The following is a 17,503-nucleotide window of genomic DNA, read 5'->3' on the forward strand; positions in this document are numbered from 1 at the left end:
AAGGAGTGTCATCTATTGAAAACGATGAAGGCAAAGCTGTATGGTTCGAGTGTGCTTTCGATCCTGCTTCTGCTTATAATAAGCCTAGCAAGCATTTTTAACATCCAATCGGTTAACCGGTCAATTACAAGCATGAATAATCATGAGGAACTAATGGCGGCGTATAATGATACGGCGTTTCACACGGTTCGAGCCAATGCGGCGATCCGAGGTTATATGATCTACAATAAAGATCAGATGAAAGCCAACTACTTATCAATTAGAGAAGAAGCTCATGCCGCTATAGAGCGCGTAAAGCAGCTAGGTGGGGAAACTGAAGCCTTTCAGGAATTCGAACAGCAATTTAAAGCTTGGGAGGATGCGATTGATCAAGAAATTCTCCCGCTGATAGAATCTGGTGACCGTGCGAAAGCTGTAGCTGTTTCTGCTCCAATTTTGGGAGAAGGCTCGCAAAAGCTCGTAGTGTTCAGTAAAGAAATGGCGAATGACCAAAATAAAATCATTACAGACAAAATGAATGCCATTGAAGCAGAAGGAAAGCGCATTCAGATCTTATTGATTACATTAACGGTGCTCAGCCTGCTCGTCATGATTCCTGTCACATGGTTTGTGGCAAGAAAACTCAATTCGAACATTCAATCATTCGGCAGCTACTTAAATCAAGTGGCGAAAGGTGATTTTACTTCCAAAGTTGCTTATGACCAAAATGATGAATTCGGCCAATTAGGAAAATCGATTAACGCTATGACCGATGAGCTGCAAGATTCCATGAGACATATTGTCCTGTCATCGGAGAGAGTAGCTGCCACGTCCGAAGAAATTGCGGCGAGCAGCAATGAGATTAGTCATGCGAATTTACAAGTAAGTGAATCCATCCAAGAAATCGCGGCAGATTCGAGCAAGCAAGCAACAGAAGTAAATGAAGTAAATACATTTGTAGTTGATATGCTGCAAGAAATTAACCGAGTGACAGACAGTATCGAAGCATTTAATGATTCAACGAAGAATACGACGAGACTGACGGAATCAGGACATAATTATGTCGATCGAGTTATGAACCAGATTCATACGATTTCCACTAAGACAGAACATATTACTCAAGCGATCCACAGCTTGGATGAGAAATCGAACCGAATTGGTGAAATGATTACGTTAATTGCAACGATTGCTGACCAGACCAATCTGTTAGCTTTGAATGCCTCAATTGAAGCGGCGCGGGCCGGAGAGCATGGAAAAGGATTTGCGGTAGTCGCTAGTGAAGTCAGAAGCTTAGCCGAACAATCCCGTTCTGCTTCGCAGCAAATTAGTGAAATTATTTATCAGATTCTTGATGAGACGAAGCGGGCTGTGAAAGAGATGGATGATAATAATCGAAGCGTTCAAGATGGAAGAGAGTTAGTTGACCAAACAGGTGAGGCGTTTAATCATATCTATAAAGCCATCGAATCGATTTCAACAGAAACCGATCAAATAACAGATGCGATTATAAAAATTAAACAGGATGCCGAAATGTTTGTAGAAAGTATGGATTCAATCCATCATATTTCTGACCATTCGGTTGAAAGAGTGCAGCGAGTGGCAGCAGCTTCTGAGGAACAAAGCGCCACCTTGCAGGAGATCACGGCAGCTGTCGCTGAAATGGCTAATACAGCCGTTGAATTGCGTGACTCACTGAATAAGTTTAACTATTAATTACTTTAAAAAAACACTAGGAAACCCTGGAGGAAATCACTATGTCTCAATTACCTAATTGTCCTAAATGCCATTCCGAATACACTTATGAAGATGGAAGTATGTTTGTTTGTCCGGAGTGTGCTCATGAATGGACGCAGGAATCAGAAGTGGAAAATGCTGAAGAAGAAAAAGTAGTAAAGGATTCAAACGGCAACATCCTGCAAGATGGTGATGCGGTTACAGTCATTAAAGATTTAAAAGTAAAAGGCAGTTCATCTACCTTAAAACAAGGCACTAAAGTAAAAAGCATCCGTTTAGTAGAAGGAGATCATAACATCGATTGTAAGATTGACGGATTTGGCGCAATGAAGCTGAAATCTGAGTTCGTCAAAAAGATCTAGCAGCCCAAAAAGCTTGAGCGAAAAGGAGAGATCCTGCAGCTCAAGCTTTTTTACTTTCATATCACTTGCTTTATTTTTCAGCAGTCAGGTTAAACTATCAGCAAGAAACTAAGCTGGAGGGTTACTATGGAAATCACGTGGAATGAATTCTTTATTTTAGTAGGAAGAGTTGTAACGATCTTGCCGCTGATGCTCGGAGTCACATTATTTATGGGGAGACGATCCATTGGAGAACTGCCAGTGTTTGATTTTCTCATTTTGATGTCCCTCGGTGCTGTCGTTGGGGCTGATATAGCGGATCCTAAAATTGAACATATTCATACGGCTGTCGCCATCATTCTCATAGGGCTGCTCCAAAAAGCCGTGGCCATTCTAAAAATCAAAAGTCGAATGGTTGGTCAATTCATCACCTTTGAACCCATTGTTGTCATCATGAACGGGGAAATTATAGAAAAGAATCTAAGGAAAATTCAATACTCTATCGATAATCTTTTATTTATGTTAAGAGAGGATGGGGTATTTGATATCAGTCATGTGCAGGTCGGAATTATTGAAGGAAATGGGAAGTTAACAATATTGAAGACCCAAGAAAAACAAGAAGTAACGAATGAAGATCTGAATATAGTCAAAACAGCGAGCGGTCTATCTTATCCAGTGATTATTGAAGGGAAATTATTTCAAGAAGTACTCGATTTCTTACAGTTGAATGAGGAATTCATTAAAGAAAGATTGAGATATGTGGGTGTGCAGAAGTTAGAAGAAGTGTTCTTTGCAAGTATTGATGAAGAAAAAAATGTAACAGTAACATTGAAAAATCGGCCAATTCATCACATACCCCCTATTAGCCATTAATAAAAATTATATAGGAAAGCAAGGAAAGAAATGATAGAATATTGGTATTATTATGAAATTAAATGGGGGTAAGGGAATGAACGAACAGCATCCGTGGTACGTGTTAAGCTACGCTTTAAGCAAGGAATCAGCTATTCTAGAGGATTGTTTGGATCAATTATATGCTGTGCCAAAAGGGGGAACGGCGATACTTCCAGAGTATGTAGCTAGTACAACAGAAGGATCTGAAAGGGCTTTTCAGAAGCTGCAGGAAATCACCAAAGAAAGAAACATCAATGTGATTACTACACTTAATATCATTCCTCAAGACTTACCGCATGCAGAAGAGAATAAAAATTATAACACCTTAACTATTTTCACTAAAGAAGGAAAAGTACATACACCTCAGGCAAAAATCACGCCTCAGTCCTTTGAACGCATCCAATATGATGAGAAATTTCCAGCAATCAATGTAGCCGATTATCATTATTTAAATAAGGTAGAAATCCAAATAAATGGAGAGAAAAAGACGGTGCTTTTTGTGATTTGCTCTGATATGTACACATTGATGGCAGGGGTACAGGATATACAACAATTAAAAGCGGATATTTGCATCATACCTGGCAATTTCGGCAATGGAGCGGAACAGGCTGTCTACAGAACGATAGAAAAATTTCAGCAAGCGGGAATTTTTGAAACAGTTATTTTCTCCAATCCTTATCAAAAATTAAAGAACCCCGCCCACACGCCGCTTGTACAAAAAGCAACGGATTTTCTGACTCGCGATCAGAATCAGGACATAAAGATGCTGACTGACTGGGATCGAATTCAGCTGGTAAAAGAAAATGTTGCTATTTACGTAGATGATCATATTCCGAGCTTCGTTCATATGGCAAACATCACAACGATGGATCAGGGCCGAATGACGATGGGAATGAGCCGGATAGCCGTAGAGGTAAAGGTAGAGACGTATCCGGAAACTGTGTATCTATAAAAAAACACACAATCAAAAAATTGCTCACAGCTTTAAATGCTGTGAGCAATTTCTAATGAAAGAATTGATTAACTTTATCTTGATCTTTTAAGTGCTCTTGAACGAAACGATTAAGCTCTTCTTCGCTGCTAAAAAGGCGTATGTCTTTTCCATACCAGTCTTGTAGTTTCTCTCTTGTTATTAACATTTGATCTTCAACAAAGTTGAATTGAACCCAGTCAGCATTTTTAACTAGCGCAAATATAAATGTGGCGTTATAGAGAGCGAGCTCACTGTAATTTAATTCAATATCCTCAATTTTATCTGCCTCGATATAATTTAAGATAACTCCATAAGGCTCTTCTTTCGTTTTAAGTTCTAATCCATTTAAATGTTCACCAGCTGGATTTGGCAATCTTCTAGTGATATTTCCGACCGCGCCGCTATCTCCTACATAAGAATCTTTATATTGAAAGAGATCATCGCTTTTATTAACTGCAGTTGAATTGCACCCGGTTAAGATTAAAAATGCAAATGAAAATATATAGATAAATAATGTCCTTCTCCTCACTTTTATCCCTCCCATACATTTTTATTTGATTAGATAGCTTGCCATAGAGAATTTATAGTTAGCTAGCTTAGCTCTGTACGTCTAATAAGTTTAACATAAATATCCAATATCTATATAGTTGTGTTGATTATTAGTAAATAAGAGTGTATTTCGAAAAAAGTAGCAATAAGATTGATACAAGTTGAAAAATATTTTTGATATTAATGCAATTATTAATAATTAGTTTATAATATTGATATCAGGTAATTGACTAAAGTTTTTTCTCGGTCCGCGAAGCTCATGATATGATAGATTAATTATTGTCTTGCATAAGGAGTGGTATGATGACGTTAAGAACAGAAAAAGAGAAAATGATCGCAGGATTAGAGTACATAGCTTCAGATGAAGAATTGGTGAAGAACCGAGAACGAGCGCGACGATTGACTCGTCTGTTCAACCAATCAGATGAGACGGAACTGACGAAACGGACAGAGTTATTAAAAGAGTTATTCGGGTCCACAGGTGAAAACGTATATATAGAACCTAACTTCCGCTGTGATTATGGCTACAACATTCATGTGGGCGAGAATTTTTATGCGAATTTTGACTGTGTCATATTAGATGTATGTGAAGTGAGAATTGGCGACAATTGCTTGCTGGCTCCCGGCGTGCATATTTACACTGCTGCTCATCCTATCGATCCGATTAAAAGAAAATCGGGTGTGGAGTTTGGCAAGCCAGTGACAATCGGCAACAATGTTTGGATTGGGGGAAGAGCGGTGATTAATCCAGGTATAGAAATTGGGGACAATGCCATTATCGCATCAGGTGCGGTTGTTACTAAAGATGTGCCAAAAAACACGGTGGTCGGAGGAAATCCAGCTAAAATTCTAAAAAACGTGGAAGAAAAATAGATATGAGAGAGAGGAAAGACAGGTGAAACGATGAATAAATTACAGGCAATCACTACAGGGCTGGCCTCCATTCAATGGCTATTTTTTATTTTTACGAATACGATTGTCGTGCCTATTTCAATCGGTCTGGCTTTTGATTTAACAGCAGCGGAAACAGCCATGACAGTCAGAAGCTCGCTTATCTTTACTGGGATTGCTTGTGTGATACAAGGGTTATGGGGGCATCGGTATCCTTTAATGGAGGGGCATTCTGGTTTAACATGGGGGCTTTTGCTGAGTTTAAGTGCTTCAGCATCCGCTTTAGGCATGGATCTGCAGACGATTGGCGGCGGAATTGCTACAGGAATACTCGCCTCAGGTGCTTTTATGCTGGTCATTGGCTTGTTTGGACTGGTGCCTATGCTTCAGAAAATATTTTCTTCTATGGTCATGAGCGTCTATTTGTTTTTGCTTACACTGCAGCTGATCTTGATTTTTTTCGCAGGGATGCTGAAGCTGACACCGACTGGTCAATTAGATGTGCCTGTCAGCCTATTTTCAATTGGAATTGTGGTATTCGTTAGTGTATTAAAAATTAAAGGAAAAGAAAGCATCAGTAATTTCTCCATTTTAATTGGAATTGTAGTTGGCTGGATCTTGTATCGCTTACTATTTAACGGGGGAGAAGGAGTGATTGTAGAAAGCAGCGCCTTTCATTTATTTCCGCTCGGTACCCCTAATTTAGAATGGGGAATTGTAGCCGTCACTTTTGTGGCAGGCGTCATTAATATGAGCAACACAATTGCTTCTATACAAGCAGCGGGGATCCTATATAAAGATACCCCTTCTAGCAAGGTGTTTAATCGTTCAATCTCATGGACGGGATTTTACACTATTGCAGCGGGTGGGCTTGGGTTAGTGCCTTATGCTCCTTACACTTCTTCCATCGGGTTTTTGGAAAGCACACGGATTTTTGAGAGAAAGCCGTTTATTATTGGCGGACTTCTTTTCAGTTTACTCGGAATCATTCCAGCCGCTGGTGCGTTTTTTGCAACGATACCTGTAACCGTTGGAAATGCTGTATTATTCGTAGCCTACCTCCAGCTGTTCGGTACCACATTAAAGTCACTGAATGGAACTGAATTTAATTCAAATTCAATCTTTCGGCTGGCTGTCCCTGTTTTGGCAGGGGTCAGTCTCATGGCGATCGACCCAATTGTTTTCAGTAACCTGCCTGTGTACATTCAGCCGATTGTCTCAAATGGATTTATTATGGGTGTATTGATATCGATTGTGTTAGAAATGCTGGTCGATTGGGAGAAAGTGTAAGAGAAAGAAGCTGTGCTGAATTTTGCTGGCGCAGCTTCTTTTGTTTGTTTTCAACATGTGAATAGTGGATAAGTGTAGCTGTTATATTTAAAAACTTGTGGGTAATTATTGTGGAAAAATAAGAGAAGATGTCGATTGATTGTTTTATTCAAAAGATTTCCACAATTCAAACAAATCTATCCACAAAATGTGGATAGATTTGTTTGATCCGGCTTAAAAGCCTAAAGCGGTTTTTGCTATTTTTTTGTAGAATATTCACATTATTCACAACCTGTGGGTAAATTTGTGAACAGAGTCATCTTGCCTCGCTTCAAAGCTGCCAACCCCATTAAATATTATTCTATTTTCACTTATATATATCTTCTAAAGCACCTTTTAACTCTGAAAAGCTGAATATGAAATGATGATCCAATAATTTAACAGGCAGCACTTTTTGTCCATCAAGAATTAATGTGCTCATTTCACCAAGTGCCGTCTTCATTGCAAAGCCAGGAACAAATAGCCAATGAGGCCGTTTTAATACTTTTGCCAGTGTCTTTCCTAAGTTATTCATTGTTTTTGGATGAGGGGCTGTCAGATTAACAGGTCCTTCGATAGAGGTTTCTTTAATGGTAAAAACTATAGCACGAGCAATGTCTTTGACATGAATCCAGGACATCCATTGCTTTCCTGATCCAATTTTTCCGCCAGCAAACATTTTGTAAGGCATGGCCATTTTAGGAAGGGCGCCGTCTTCCTTTCCTAAGATAATTCCAAAGCGGGTAAGGACGGTTCGAATGCCTAATGTTTCTGCCCCTCGAGCTTCTTTCTCCCATATCTTGACGGTCTCAGCTAAAAATCCGCTGCCCTCCGCAGTAGACTCTTCCGTAAATGTATCTGTCTTTGAAATAGGATAAATACCAATGGCGCTTGCATTTATGAAGACATCAGGCTTTTCATTGAGCTGTCCCATGATACGAATAATTTCTCTAGTAGACGAAATGCGGCTCTCTACAATTTTTTGTTTTGTTTCGTCAGTCCAGCGGCCGCTATTTAGCGATTGTCCGGCTAGGTTGATAAACACGTTCACTCCTTCAAGCATGGTTTCGGGATGTTTGTCATTTAGCCATTCAACATATTTAATGTGTTCAGTATTCTTTTTATTTTTTGCGCTGCGGGTTAAAATATAAACCGTATAGCCTTCCTTTAACAGTTCCTCCGTGACATATCTGCCTACAAAGCCGGTTCCTCCTGCAATTGCTGCCTTCATCATTAATCCCTCCATCTATTTCATTGATATGAATAGCAAATACGTCTATGCTCAAAAACGCTCGCGATATATTTTTGTATAAGTGAAGCTGCGCGATACTTAGCTTTCTTTTAGTTTACCGTTCATTAAAGCAAACAAAACATTTTGGATGTGTTACATTCGTAATGAGGTGAGAAAAGTGGCAATGCTTATAACGAAAGTATCAATACAGGAAAAACGAAAAGACCGATATAATATTTTTATAAATGAAAAGTATGAATTTAGTGTGGACGAGTCTGTACTGATACGCTTTGACTTAAAAAAGGGAAAAGAACTTAGCAGGGATGAACTTGTGGCAATTGAACGCCAGGATCATGTGCGTAAAGGGTTAAATATGGCGATTCACTACTTATCTTTACGAATGCGGTCAGAAAAAGAAGTAGCGGATTATTTATCTAAAAAGGAAGTAGAGCCTGAAGGTATTAGGGAAATTATTGCGACACTTTACCGCTTAAGTTATTTAAATGAAGCGCAATTTGCAGATGCCTTTGTCAAAACCCAAATCAATACGACGGATAAAGGACCAAAAACGATTGAACGCGAACTGAAGGAGAAGGGGCTGACAGACGATTTAATCGAAGAAAGTTTACAGTCGTTTGACTTTGATAAACAGCTGGAGAAAGCTGTGCATATAGCTGAAAAGTACAGAAAGAAGAATAAAAAGGAATCACTGATGATTCAAAAACAAAAAATCCAGCAAGCTCTCGTAAGAAAAGGGTATAGCTGGAATGTGATTAATGAAGCGTTAGAGCAACTAGAACCCGCAGATGATGGTGAAGAGCAAGACGCGGCATTAATGCATCAAGCTGAAAAAGTTCACCGCCGATACAGTAAATTTACCGGCGGTGAGTATAAACAAAAGATGAAGCAGTCGCTTTATCGCAAAGGGTTTGCCATTAGTGATATCGATCAAGCGATTGAAAGGCTTCAAGAGGATAGTGATTAGTTACGTTCAATAATAATTTCATCACTTGTTTTTGCTTCTTCTACAATTTGTTCAGCAATTGTTTTGGGTGAAGGCAGGTGAGACGGGTTTTTCACATAATTGGAATCATCCCAAAACGGCGTGTTCATTCCACCCATGTAAGCGGCAATGAATCGGAATTCGCTGTTTTCATATTCTTTTTGAAGGGCTTCTGTAAATCCGCGCAGGGCAAACTTACTGGCACAATAGATCGCCTCATTTGCTTTACCTCGGAGGCCGGCGGTGGAAATAATATTTATAAACGTGCCGCTGTTCATAACGGGAAGCAGCGATTTTGTCAGCAAGATCGGGCCATATACATTTGTTTGAAATGTGGTTTCAAGATCAGCTGCAGATGCTTCTTGAAACGCCCCAAATATCCCAATGCCGGCATTATTTACGACAAGATCGAGTATAATATTTTCTGCTTTTATATAAGAAGCCAATGCTTCAATGTCAGATGTCTTTTTCAGATCGCAGACGAATAATTTCGCCTTGCCGCCGTTATCCTGAATGACTGATTGTACTTCAGCCAGTTTATTTTCTGAGCGGCCAACAAGATAAATCATATAACCTTTTTCAGCATATAGGCATGCGAGTTCTTTGCCAAGACCTGTACCTGCGCCAGTAATGAGACAAGCTTTCATATTAACGATTCCTCACTTTCTTAAAAGTTGTTCTTTCACTATACTTAAGAGAGAAAGTAGGTGCAACTATGGAAACAGAAAAACGATATAGCGAAATGTCAGAGTACGAATTGCAGCAAGAAATCGCCCGTTTAAGAGAAAAGGCAAGAAAAGCAGAGCAGCTGGGTATTGTTAATGAGTTTGCGGTTTTAGAGAGAAAGTCATTGATGGCTCAAGCTTATTTAATGAACCCTGACGAATTTGTTCCAGGAAAAATTTATGCGATTCATGGAGATCCGGGAACTTATTTTAAGATCGATTATATGAATGGTGTGTTTGCGTGGGGATATCGATTAAACGGTGATGGAAAAGAAGAGGGGCTGCCGATTTCCATGCTGAAAAAGGAAGAACAAGGGTAATACAAGTACATAAGAAAGGAGTCAGGTTATATGGAAGATATTATTGAGCGGCTGACGGCTCTCTTATTACAAAAGAACGATCAGCTGACTTATGCAAGAGCCCGTACATGGATAGAACTGCTTTGGGAGGATTTTGAAGCGACATATGCTAAGGCGGGTTATAAGTATCAAGGAAGAGAAATGACAGAAAAAGTGGTCGCGCAGATGATTGCCAATTACGGTGACAGACTGCATGATTTCGCTGCCATTAACCCTAAATACAAGCATCTTCTCGATGATGACGAAGATGTGACGCATTAAAAAAAGCAGCCCTCTCGATCATTATTCGGGAGGGCGCTTTCCATTCTTGAGTTCACGAATACTTAATCCAAAGTCCATTTGCAAGTGAGGATAATCTTTAAAGCCCATCCAATCACCGCCCCATGTAAAGCCAAGGTCTTTAGCTAGGTCGACGACTTCCATCCAGTCAGATTGACCATTCTTATTGCCGTCATGCTCCATGTCCCATATCACTTGTCCGTTGTCTAGCTGGATCGCAAAGTCGATCGCAAGTCCATAATTGTGATAAGATTCTCCGCCTTCTACATGAGTGACAATGTTTCCTTCTGCTGAACGGCCTTGTTCATACAGTTCATTTTGTTCGGAGAAGGAGCGGAAACCATCCGTGATGACGATCGGAATCCCTTTCTCAGCTGCCTTGGACACAAGTGCGTCTTTCTTTTCAATCACTTCCGGGTGCAGCTGAGTCGGCAATGGCACATCTTTCTTTTGGTGAAACTGATCGATATAAATATAAAAGACGCCAATCACACTGGCTATCAAGAGCCAAGCGAAAAGGTTATTTATCTTCACAAACATGTTCCTCTCTTTAACATGAAAGGACAGGCGAACCAAAATGATTCACCTGTCCGATCCTTTAGTGCTTTAAAGCTGTGGGGGTCTGACCCCCAATTGCAGTTTCTTCCTCAATTTCTGTTCGCTGAAGATCCAGCCGGTATAGGATCCGATCACATTATGGTCAAGATCTAACTGGACGACGGCAACGAAAGGGTAGTGCCCGTTGTTGCGGTAGCGCAGGTCAATGAATTTCACTTCGTAGCAATCATCGTATTCAGCGACTTCCCAGCGATAGACGGGAGAAAAGTGCAGGAAGGCAGCCAGATTGTCATTTTGTTTAGCAGCTTCGAACAATTTGCTTTCAGGGACAGGAACACGCTTATATTTATCAAGAATCGTCACGGATCTCCTGTAGCCTCGTGCTACATAAAAATGCGTATCTGACTTAACTGCAATGCGCCATTGGTTAAAACGGATGGTCGGCGCAATAATGATTTCTTCTGCATCAGGAATTAATCTTTTCACTGCGCTTTTGACCGCGCCTTGCATCTGAAAGCGCAAGATATAATAGCCGATGAGAATGAGGTAAATCACTATGAAAGTGTAACCCGGGTTAAATCCAATACCCCAAAGTATGAGTCCGGCTACATGAATGAAAAAGATAAATGGATCAAATGTATTGATCACGCCAAGTGCGACCCATTTTGATGAGAAAGGCCGCAGTGCCTGAGTGCCGTATGCATTAAATATATCGACGAACACATGAAGAAACACAGCAAGCTGTGTCCAAAGCCATAAATGAAGAAGGTTGCTTTCAGGAAACAGTAAGTAAACGCCGCCGGCAATAAGCAGGGGCCAAAGCAGCACAGCCGGAATGGAGTGCGTGGCTCCCCGGTGATTCCTAATGTAGACAGCGTTGTTTCTAAGTTTTAAAATCGTATCTATATCGGGAGCTTGAGACCCTGCAACAACACCGGCAAGTACCGCATATTGTGTCACTGGGTCATTCGCAACGACAGGGTCGAGCGTGGCAAGTCCGCCGAGCGCAAACCCCATCACAATGTGAGTTCCAGTATCCAAACATAGCCCCCCTTTTTCATTAGTATGCCCGCTTCATGTTATGATGAAAAGATAACAGGTGTTTATATATTCCCGTTTTTATTGTTATTTTAACATTTTCCTGGAGGTAAGTTGTGAATTTTCCATCACTTCATTTAATAAAAAATATTGATTCTAAAGAGTTTCAAAATGATTTAATTGGCTGGTATTTATCAGAAAAACGAGAACTCCCATGGAGAAAAGATCAGGATCCATACAAAGTATGGGTGTCTGAAATTATGCTCCAGCAAACGAGAGTAGATACCGTCATTCCTTATTTTAATCGCTTCATTGATTCTTTTCCAACGATAGAGGCGTTGGCAGATGCAGAAGAAGAGAAGGTATTGAAAGCATGGGAGGGACTCGGCTATTATTCGCGGGTGCGTAACTTGCAGCAGGCGGTTCGAGAAGTGAAAGAGCAGTATGGGGGCATCGTACCTCAAACGAAGGAAGAGATTTCTCAGCTGAAAGGGGTAGGCCCTTACACGAGCGGAGCCATATTAAGCATTGCTTATGGTGTGCCAGAGCCTGCAGTTGATGGCAACGTCATGCGGGTCATGTCAAGAATCCTATCCATTTGGGATGATATTGCGAAAGCATCTTCGCGAAAAATCTTTGAAGAAGCGGTCCGCCAACTAATTTCAAAGGAAGATCCTTCGTCCTTTAATCAGGCATTAATGGAGCTTGGCGCTTTAATTTGCACACCGACATCGCCTTCCTGTCTATTGTGTCCTGTGCGCGAACACTGCCAGGCTTTTCATGAAGGTGTCCAAGCGGAGCTGCCTGTAAAAACAAAAAAGAAAAACATGAAGCATCTCCATTTAGGAGCTACTGTTATTGAAACGCCTGAAGGAGAATTTTTAATTCAAAAAAGGCCTGACACTGGGTTGTTAGCCAAACTATGGGAATTTCCCAATGTAGAACTGAGCAGCTCCGGCAATCCAAAGCAGGACGTAGAACTGTTCTTAAAGAAAGAATACGGCATTGACGCGGTTCTCCAATCAGACTCTCTGGCAAAAATCCAGCACGTATTTTCTCATCTAACGTGGGATATTGATGTGTATTATGGAAATGCAAACATAGAACGATTAAGTAAAGAAAAAAGCCAGCTCGTATCAGCTGAACAATTAGAAACCTACGCATTTTCTGTTTCCCATCAGAAAATTTGGAAGAAAGTCAAAGAGGAGAAGCGAACTTAAAGGGAGAACGATTCTGCTGTTTCTGTCGCTCTGTCGGACGAGTTTTTGCTTTTGAATCAGGTTGCACATGTGCTGAAATCTAAAAAAACTCCAGTCCTTTGCTTGTTTGCTGATTGTGAAGTGAGATTTTATTCGCGATTCTGCCAATATATTTTCTAAAAAGCCCGATTCAACCAAAAAACTTTATCCAAAAAGAGGAAGACTCAACGCAGCCGGTTGAGTCTTCTCTTCTGTTAGTCAAAAGGGATTTCTGTTCCTTGTGTATAATTCGCTTCCTGGCGTTTTAATCCGCCGCGCTGCTCAATTTCTTTGATGATTTCTGTGTGGATCGACTGTCCTTCTGCGTTTAAATAAGGAACCATCTGCTGCAGGGCATGATGGAAATAAGCTAATTCAGTTTCTCGCCATTCTTTTATAGAAACCATGGATAATTCGGTCATATCACGGCCGACATACATAAAAAATGACCTCCTTTTTTCACTATTGTTCTCCTGCAGCTTGTCGGCTATTCAACAAGAAAGTAAAATCGAAAATAGATAAGAAAGGGGAAATGATCATGAGTAAAGTGGCACTTGTTACTGGAAGCAGCCGCGGTGTAGGGAAAGCAATCGCTTTGAAGCTTGCTGAACAGGGATATGACATTGTCGTGAATTACGCCCGCAGCAAAACCGCAGCGCTAGAGACAGCAGAAGAAATTCAAGCACTTGGACGAAAAGCACTTGTGGTGAAAGCTAACGTAGGGGATATTGAAAAAATTAAATCCATGTTTGAAGAAATTGACCAAACATTTGGCCGTTTGGATGTATTTATTAATAATGCAGCTTCCGGAGTTCAGCGACCGATCATGGAGCTGGAAGAGAAACACTGGGACTGGACAATGGACATCAATAGTAAAGCCTTGCTGTTTTGTGCTCAGGAAGCGGCCCGTCTGATGGAGAAAACCGGTGGAGGCAGCATCGTCAGTATCAGTTCACTGGGAGCCATCCGCTACTTGAAGAACTATACAGCTGTTGGCGTATCCAAAGCCGCACTAGAAGCGCTGACCAGATATTTATCGGTGGAGCTTGCTGAAAAGAATATTGTCGTCAATGCCGTATCAGGCGGCGCAATTGATACAGAAGCCTTAAAACATTTTCCTAATCGTGATGAAATACTTGAGGATGCGAAAGAGAACACGCCAGCTGGACGAATTGTAGAGATTGAGGATATGGTTCACACGGTTATGTTTTTGATTTCTGAAGGTGCTTATATGATTCGAGGACAAACCATTATTGTGGACGGAGGACGTTCTCTGTTAGTTTAAAAAATTTTTTTGAAATTGGTGGATATTTTTTTCGCCTCCTGGACAAATTAGTATTCGTGGAGGTGATAAAGATGAAAAACCAACCTAATCAAAAACAAAAAACTGATGCGAACCATGTAAAACAGCAAAACGCTGCTTCTGCAATGGGTCAGCAAAACCAAGCTTACGGTACTGAGTTCGGTAATGAAACTGATGCTCAGCACGTAAAGCAGCAAAACGCTCAGTCTGAAGCTCGTAAAGCTCAAGCTTCAAACAACAACAATCAACAACAACAATAACTGAATCGATTCACGAACAGTGGCTGGATTTAGTCATGGCAAAGAGGGTTCAACAGCGAATGCGCTGCTGGACCCTTTTTGTTTTCTTATTAGTATAGGCAAGTCAATTCTAGCTTGGATCATCCCCTTTTTCATTTCCTGATCCGCTCCTTCATTAAGCAAATTTCCTATTCTCCTGTCACTTTAGTTTTAATTTCCTTTCATAATCGTTATAATAATGAACTAAAGAACGTTTCATTTATGTGGAATACGGAAAAAGTAAAGGCAACAGCCAGGAAGGAAAGTAGGGGAGAAGTATGTCGATTCCCACAGAAGGTGAATCAATTCAAATCCATAGCTATAAACATGACGGCCATATTCATCGTGTTTGGGAAGAGACCGTAGTCTTAAAAGCGACAAACAACCTTGTAATTGGCGGCAATGACCGCACGATCGTCACCGAATCAGATGGAAGGACGTGGATTACAAGGGAGCCGGCTATTTGTTATTTCCACGCTAAACAGTGGTTTAATATAATTGGCATGCTGCGTACAGACGGGATTTATTATTATTGCAATATTAGTTCTCCTTTCGTACATGATCAAGGGGCGGTTAAGTACATTGACTATGATCTCGATATTAAAGTATTTCCAGACATGACCTATATTTTGCTCGATGAAGATGAATATGAACAGCATCGCAAGCAAATGAATTATCCTGAAGTCATTGATAAAATTCTTAAAAGGAACGTGGATCATCTCATTTATTTAATCCAGCAGCGTAAAGGTCCTTTTGCACCTGATTTTATTGATAAATGGTACGGGAAATATTTAACGCATCGAGGATAGATGTGAAGCCAGGAGGAAGGCGCCTGTTGAACTTTCAACAGGTTTTTTCATTTGGTGAAACGATTAATAGGTCTTATCAAACATAAAGAAAGGAGGCAAACCAATGGAAGTCATTAAACGATATATGCGATTCGTTAAACCGTATAAATGGCAAATTCTTGGCACTTTGCTGATCGGTATTATTAAATTTGGCATTCCACTTTTAATTCCCGTTTTAATTAAGTATGTAATCGATGATGTGGTAGGAAGCAATATTCTGTCAGCCGCTGAAAAAACGGATAAGCTGCTATTTGTCATTGGAATTATGCTCGTCTTATTTGCAGTGATCCGGCCGCCGGTAGAATATTACCGGCAATATTTTGCTCAATGGACGGCCAGCAAAATTTTGTATGACATTCGCGATCAGCTATTTTCGCATATACAGCGTTTGAGCTTTAAATATTATGCCAATACGAGAGCGGGGGAGATTATTTCTCGCGTGATTAATGACGTTGAGCAGACCAAGAACTTTGTTATAACAGGTTTAATGAATGTGTGGCTAGATACAGCGACGATTATCATTGCGGTGATTATCATGCTCTCCATGGATGTAAAATTAACCATTGTGTCCTTAATTGTATTTCCTTTCTATGCGCTGTCTGTCCGGTACTTCTTCGGGAATTTACGGACATTAACGAGAGTCCGTTCTCAAGCGCTTGCGGAGGTGCAAAGCTATCTTCATGAACGTGTGCAAGGGATGTCAGTGATCAAAAGCTTTGCCATTGAAGACTTTGAACAAACGCAATTTAAAAAGCAGAATTCAAATTTTTTGAAAAAAGCTCTTGAGCATACCAGCTGGAATGCAAAAGCGTTTGCTGTGGTGAATACGATTACAGATATTGCCCCGCTGCTAGTTATTGGTTATGCGGGTTATCAGGTGATCCAAGGCGACTTAACGGTGGGAACGATGGCTGCATTTATTGCCTATATTGACAGGTTGTATGGTCCTCTTAGAAGACTTGTCAATTCATCTACTACGATGACGCAGGCCATTGCTTCGATGGACCGGGTCTTTGAACTTCTTGATGAGAAATATGATGTCACGGATAAAGAAAATGCCGTTCAGTGTGAGAATGTAAGAGGTCATATTCTTTTTGATCATGTCGGGTTTGCTTATGATCAAGAGGAAGAAAAAGTGCTGAAGGATATTCATTTAGAGGTGCAAGAAGGTGAAACGATTGCGCTAGTCGGAATGAGCGGCGGAGGAAAGTCTTCCCTAGTCAGTTTAATCCCCCGTTTCTATGATGTCACGTCAGGAAGGATCCTGCTAGACGGCACGGATATTAGAGATCTGAATATCCACAGCTTGCGTGATAAAATTGGTATGGTTTTGCAGGATAATATTCTGTTCAGTGAGTCGGTTAAGACAAATATTTTAATCGGGAACCCCAATGCTTCAGATGAAGAAGTGATAGCGGCGGCAAAGGCTGCCAATGCCCATGAGTTTATCATGAATCTGCCTGATGGATACGATACAAAAGTGGGAGAAAGAGGAGTCAAGCTATCTGGAGGACAGAAGCAGCGGGTAGCCATAGCAAGAGTATTTTTAAAAAATCCGCCACTCTTGGTGCTTGATGAGGCGACTTCTGCTCTGGATTTAGAAAGTGAACATCTTATACAAGAGGCCTTGGAACAGCTGGCAAAGGATCGGACTACATTTATCGTTGCCCACCGGCTGTCCACGATCACCCATGCTGACCGAATTGTGCTGATTGAACATGGACGTATTACAGAAAGTGGAACGCACCAGCAATTAATGGAAAAACAAGGCGGTTATTATAGGCTATTTCAAGTTCAGCAACTGGATAGCTAACCTTAAAGCAGTTCGACCAACATCATTGGTAGAACTGCTTTTTTTCGTTTATAACTTTTAATTTTCATATTCTCATATAGCAATTTTTAAAAAATAAATAGACACTCATAAAATTAATTGTTACAATATTTTTAAATTTATAAAAACAAAAAATATTAAAA

At 40.5% G+C, this 17,503-nt stretch carries 21 protein-coding genes; 14 read left to right on the forward strand and 7 right to left on the reverse strand.

Annotated elements, in window-relative coordinates; genetic code table 11:
• The first annotated feature begins 24 nt into the window (after positions 1 to 24).
• The 4 genes from JOC78_RS15710 (at position 25) to JOC78_RS15725 (ending at position 3,900) form a co-directional block, all read left to right on the forward strand.
• Entirely contained in the window at positions 25 to 1,692 is a 1,668-nt protein-coding gene (locus tag JOC78_RS15710; RefSeq protein WP_239587231.1) for a methyl-accepting chemotaxis protein, read from the forward strand.
• 41 nt (positions 1,693 to 1,733) lie between these two features.
• Positions 1,734 to 2,075, forward strand: a complete 342-nt coding sequence (locus JOC78_RS15715; RefSeq protein WP_204557775.1) for a zinc ribbon domain-containing protein YjdM — start codon at positions 1,734 to 1,736, stop codon at positions 2,073 to 2,075.
• A 126-nt stretch (positions 2,076 to 2,201) separates the two neighbouring features.
• Positions 2,202 to 2,927: a DUF421 domain-containing protein gene (locus tag JOC78_RS15720; protein ID WP_204557778.1), complete on the forward strand. Its 726-nt coding sequence runs from the start codon at positions 2,202 to 2,204 to the stop codon at positions 2,925 to 2,927.
• Positions 2,928 to 3,003: 76 nt separating this feature from the next.
• A complete protein-coding gene (locus JOC78_RS15725) occupies positions 3,004 to 3,900 on the forward strand; it encodes a hypothetical protein (RefSeq protein ID WP_204557782.1) in 897 nt (298 codons plus the stop codon).
• 52 nt (positions 3,901 to 3,952) lie between these two features.
• On the opposite strand, the gene JOC78_RS15730 is transcribed toward JOC78_RS15725, so the two are convergent.
• Positions 3,953 to 4,450, reverse strand: a complete 498-nt coding sequence (locus tag JOC78_RS15730; protein ID WP_338023222.1) for a DUF4825 domain-containing protein — start codon at positions 4,448 to 4,450, stop codon at positions 3,953 to 3,955.
• A gap of 323 nt (positions 4,451 to 4,773) precedes the next feature.
• Between JOC78_RS15730 and JOC78_RS15735 the strand changes: the two genes are divergently transcribed.
• The gene (locus tag JOC78_RS15735; RefSeq protein ID WP_204557787.1) at positions 4,774 to 5,343 is read left to right on the forward strand and encodes a sugar O-acetyltransferase; all 570 of its coding nucleotides are present in this window, start codon (positions 4,774 to 4,776) and stop codon (positions 5,341 to 5,343) included.
• 30 nt (positions 5,344 to 5,373) lie between these two features.
• On the forward strand, positions 5,374 to 6,651 hold the full coding sequence (locus JOC78_RS15740; RefSeq protein WP_204557789.1) for a uracil/xanthine transporter: 1,278 nt from the start codon (positions 5,374 to 5,376) through the stop codon (positions 6,649 to 6,651).
• A gap of 346 nt (positions 6,652 to 6,997) precedes the next feature.
• Here JOC78_RS15740 and JOC78_RS15745 read toward each other — a convergent pair whose 3' ends face one another.
• Complete coding sequence (locus tag JOC78_RS15745; RefSeq protein ID WP_204557791.1) at positions 6,998 to 7,900, reverse strand: TIGR01777 family oxidoreductase; 903 nt, start codon at positions 7,898 to 7,900, stop codon at positions 6,998 to 7,000.
• A gap of 184 nt (positions 7,901 to 8,084) precedes the next feature.
• Between JOC78_RS15745 and recX the strand changes: the two genes are divergently transcribed.
• On the forward strand, positions 8,085 to 8,885 hold the full coding sequence (gene recX / locus JOC78_RS15750) for a recombination regulator RecX (RefSeq protein WP_204557861.1): 801 nt from the start codon (positions 8,085 to 8,087) through the stop codon (positions 8,883 to 8,885).
• Here the strand turns inward: recX and JOC78_RS15755 are convergent.
• Positions 8,882 to 9,550, reverse strand: coding sequence for an SDR family NAD(P)-dependent oxidoreductase (locus JOC78_RS15755; protein WP_204557793.1), 669 nt, complete (start codon positions 9,548 to 9,550; stop codon positions 8,882 to 8,884). The two genes, recX and JOC78_RS15755, sit on opposite strands and share 4 nt — an antisense overlap.
• Positions 9,551 to 9,618: 68 nt before the next feature.
• On the opposite strand from JOC78_RS15755, the gene JOC78_RS15760 reads away from it, so the two are divergent.
• Positions 9,619 to 9,948, forward strand: coding sequence for a YfhH family protein (locus tag JOC78_RS15760; protein ID WP_204557794.1), 330 nt, complete (start codon positions 9,619 to 9,621; stop codon positions 9,946 to 9,948).
• Positions 9,949 to 9,978: 30 nt separating this feature from the next.
• Positions 9,979 to 10,248 carry a YfhJ family protein gene (locus JOC78_RS15765; protein WP_204557795.1) on the forward strand — a complete coding sequence of 90 codons (270 nt, stop codon included), beginning with the start codon at positions 9,979 to 9,981 and terminating at the stop codon, positions 10,246 to 10,248.
• A gap of 21 nt (positions 10,249 to 10,269) precedes the next feature.
• Here the strand turns inward: JOC78_RS15765 and JOC78_RS15770 are convergent, their stop codons facing one another.
• Positions 10,270 to 10,806, reverse strand: a complete 537-nt coding sequence (locus JOC78_RS15770) for a M15 family metallopeptidase (RefSeq protein ID WP_204557797.1) — start codon at positions 10,804 to 10,806, stop codon at positions 10,270 to 10,272.
• 66 nt (positions 10,807 to 10,872) lie between these two features.
• The gene (locus tag JOC78_RS15775; protein WP_204557799.1) at positions 10,873 to 11,865 is read right to left on the reverse strand and encodes a metal-dependent hydrolase; all 993 of its coding nucleotides are present in this window, start codon (positions 11,863 to 11,865) and stop codon (positions 10,873 to 10,875) included.
• Between the two features lie 113 nt (positions 11,866 to 11,978).
• On the opposite strand from JOC78_RS15775, the gene mutY reads away from it, so the two are divergent.
• Positions 11,979 to 13,082, forward strand: coding sequence for an A/G-specific adenine glycosylase (mutY, locus tag JOC78_RS15780; RefSeq protein WP_204557801.1), 1,104 nt, complete (start codon positions 11,979 to 11,981; stop codon positions 13,080 to 13,082).
• Between the two features lie 233 nt (positions 13,083 to 13,315).
• Here mutY and JOC78_RS15785 read toward each other — a convergent pair whose 3' ends face one another.
• Entirely contained in the window at positions 13,316 to 13,540 is a 225-nt protein-coding gene (locus JOC78_RS15785) for a hypothetical protein (RefSeq protein ID WP_204557803.1), read from the reverse strand.
• A gap of 92 nt (positions 13,541 to 13,632) precedes the next feature.
• Here JOC78_RS15785 and fabL point away from each other — a divergent pair, with 92 nt between their 5' ends.
• A complete protein-coding gene (fabL, locus tag JOC78_RS15790; RefSeq protein WP_204557820.1) occupies positions 13,633 to 14,385 on the forward strand; it encodes an enoyl-[acyl-carrier-protein] reductase FabL in 753 nt (250 codons plus the stop codon).
• A gap of 71 nt (positions 14,386 to 14,456) precedes the next feature.
• The gene (locus JOC78_RS15795) at positions 14,457 to 14,663 is read left to right on the forward strand and encodes a gamma-type small acid-soluble spore protein (protein WP_204557822.1); all 207 of its coding nucleotides are present in this window, start codon (positions 14,457 to 14,459) and stop codon (positions 14,661 to 14,663) included.
• Between the two features lie 33 nt (positions 14,664 to 14,696).
• Here JOC78_RS15795 and JOC78_RS17670 read toward each other — a convergent pair whose 3' ends face one another.
• Positions 14,697 to 14,825, reverse strand: coding sequence for a hypothetical protein (locus JOC78_RS17670; RefSeq protein WP_275582041.1), 129 nt, complete (start codon positions 14,823 to 14,825; stop codon positions 14,697 to 14,699).
• A 134-nt stretch (positions 14,826 to 14,959) separates the two neighbouring features.
• On the opposite strand from JOC78_RS17670, the gene ntdP reads away from it, so the two are divergent.
• Together ntdP and JOC78_RS15805 are read left to right on the forward strand one after the other, a co-directional pair.
• On the forward strand, positions 14,960 to 15,490 hold the full coding sequence (ntdP, locus tag JOC78_RS15800; RefSeq protein WP_204557824.1) for a nucleoside tri-diphosphate phosphatase: 531 nt from the start codon (positions 14,960 to 14,962) through the stop codon (positions 15,488 to 15,490).
• A gap of 103 nt (positions 15,491 to 15,593) precedes the next feature.
• Entirely contained in the window at positions 15,594 to 17,342 is a 1,749-nt protein-coding gene (locus JOC78_RS15805) for an ABC transporter ATP-binding protein (RefSeq protein WP_204557826.1), read from the forward strand.
• Positions 17,343 to 17,503: the final 161 nt, after the last annotated feature.

Source organism: Bacillus ectoiniformans, assembly GCF_016908875.1.
GTDB lineage: Bacteria > Bacillota > Bacilli > Bacillales > Domibacillaceae > Bacillus_BX > Bacillus_BX ectoiniformans.

What these genes read in the sequence shown, in the direction of transcription:
- JOC78_RS15710 (WP_239587231.1), top strand. Translation starts at nt 25, where the DNA reads ATGAAGGCAAAGCTGTATGGTTCGAGTGTGCTTTCGATCCTGCTTCTG.
- JOC78_RS15715 (WP_204557775.1), top strand. Translation starts at nt 1,734, where the DNA reads ATGTCTCAATTACCTAATTGTCCTAAATGCCATTCCGAATACACTTAT.
- JOC78_RS15720 (WP_204557778.1), top strand. Translation starts at nt 2,202, where the DNA reads ATGGAAATCACGTGGAATGAATTCTTTATTTTAGTAGGAAGAGTTGTA.
- JOC78_RS15725 (WP_204557782.1), top strand. Translation starts at nt 3,004, where the DNA reads ATGAACGAACAGCATCCGTGGTACGTGTTAAGCTACGCTTTAAGCAAG.
- JOC78_RS15735 (WP_204557787.1), top strand. Translation starts at nt 4,774, where the DNA reads ATGACGTTAAGAACAGAAAAAGAGAAAATGATCGCAGGATTAGAGTAC.
- JOC78_RS15740 (WP_204557789.1), top strand. Translation starts at nt 5,374, where the DNA reads ATGAATAAATTACAGGCAATCACTACAGGGCTGGCCTCCATTCAATGG.
- JOC78_RS15745 (WP_204557791.1), bottom strand. Translation starts at nt 7,900, where the DNA reads ATGAAGGCAGCAATTGCAGGAGGAACCGGCTTTGTAGGCAGATATGTC.
- recX (WP_204557861.1), top strand. Translation starts at nt 8,085, where the DNA reads ATGCTTATAACGAAAGTATCAATACAGGAAAAACGAAAAGACCGATAT.
- JOC78_RS15755 (WP_204557793.1), bottom strand. Translation starts at nt 9,550, where the DNA reads ATGAAAGCTTGTCTCATTACTGGCGCAGGTACAGGTCTTGGCAAAGAA.
- JOC78_RS15760 (WP_204557794.1), top strand. Translation starts at nt 9,619, where the DNA reads ATGGAAACAGAAAAACGATATAGCGAAATGTCAGAGTACGAATTGCAG.
- JOC78_RS15765 (WP_204557795.1), top strand. Translation starts at nt 9,979, where the DNA reads ATGGAAGATATTATTGAGCGGCTGACGGCTCTCTTATTACAAAAGAAC.
- JOC78_RS15770 (WP_204557797.1), bottom strand. Translation starts at nt 10,806, where the DNA reads ATGTTTGTGAAGATAAATAACCTTTTCGCTTGGCTCTTGATAGCCAGT.
- JOC78_RS15785 (WP_204557803.1), bottom strand. Translation starts at nt 13,540, where the DNA reads ATGTATGTCGGCCGTGATATGACCGAATTATCCATGGTTTCTATAAAA.
- fabL (WP_204557820.1), top strand. Translation starts at nt 13,633, where the DNA reads ATGATCATGAGTAAAGTGGCACTTGTTACTGGAAGCAGCCGCGGTGTA.
- JOC78_RS15795 (WP_204557822.1), top strand. Translation starts at nt 14,457, where the DNA reads ATGAAAAACCAACCTAATCAAAAACAAAAAACTGATGCGAACCATGTA.
- ntdP (WP_204557824.1), top strand. Translation starts at nt 14,960, where the DNA reads ATGTCGATTCCCACAGAAGGTGAATCAATTCAAATCCATAGCTATAAA.
- JOC78_RS15805 (WP_204557826.1), top strand. Translation starts at nt 15,594, where the DNA reads ATGGAAGTCATTAAACGATATATGCGATTCGTTAAACCGTATAAATGG.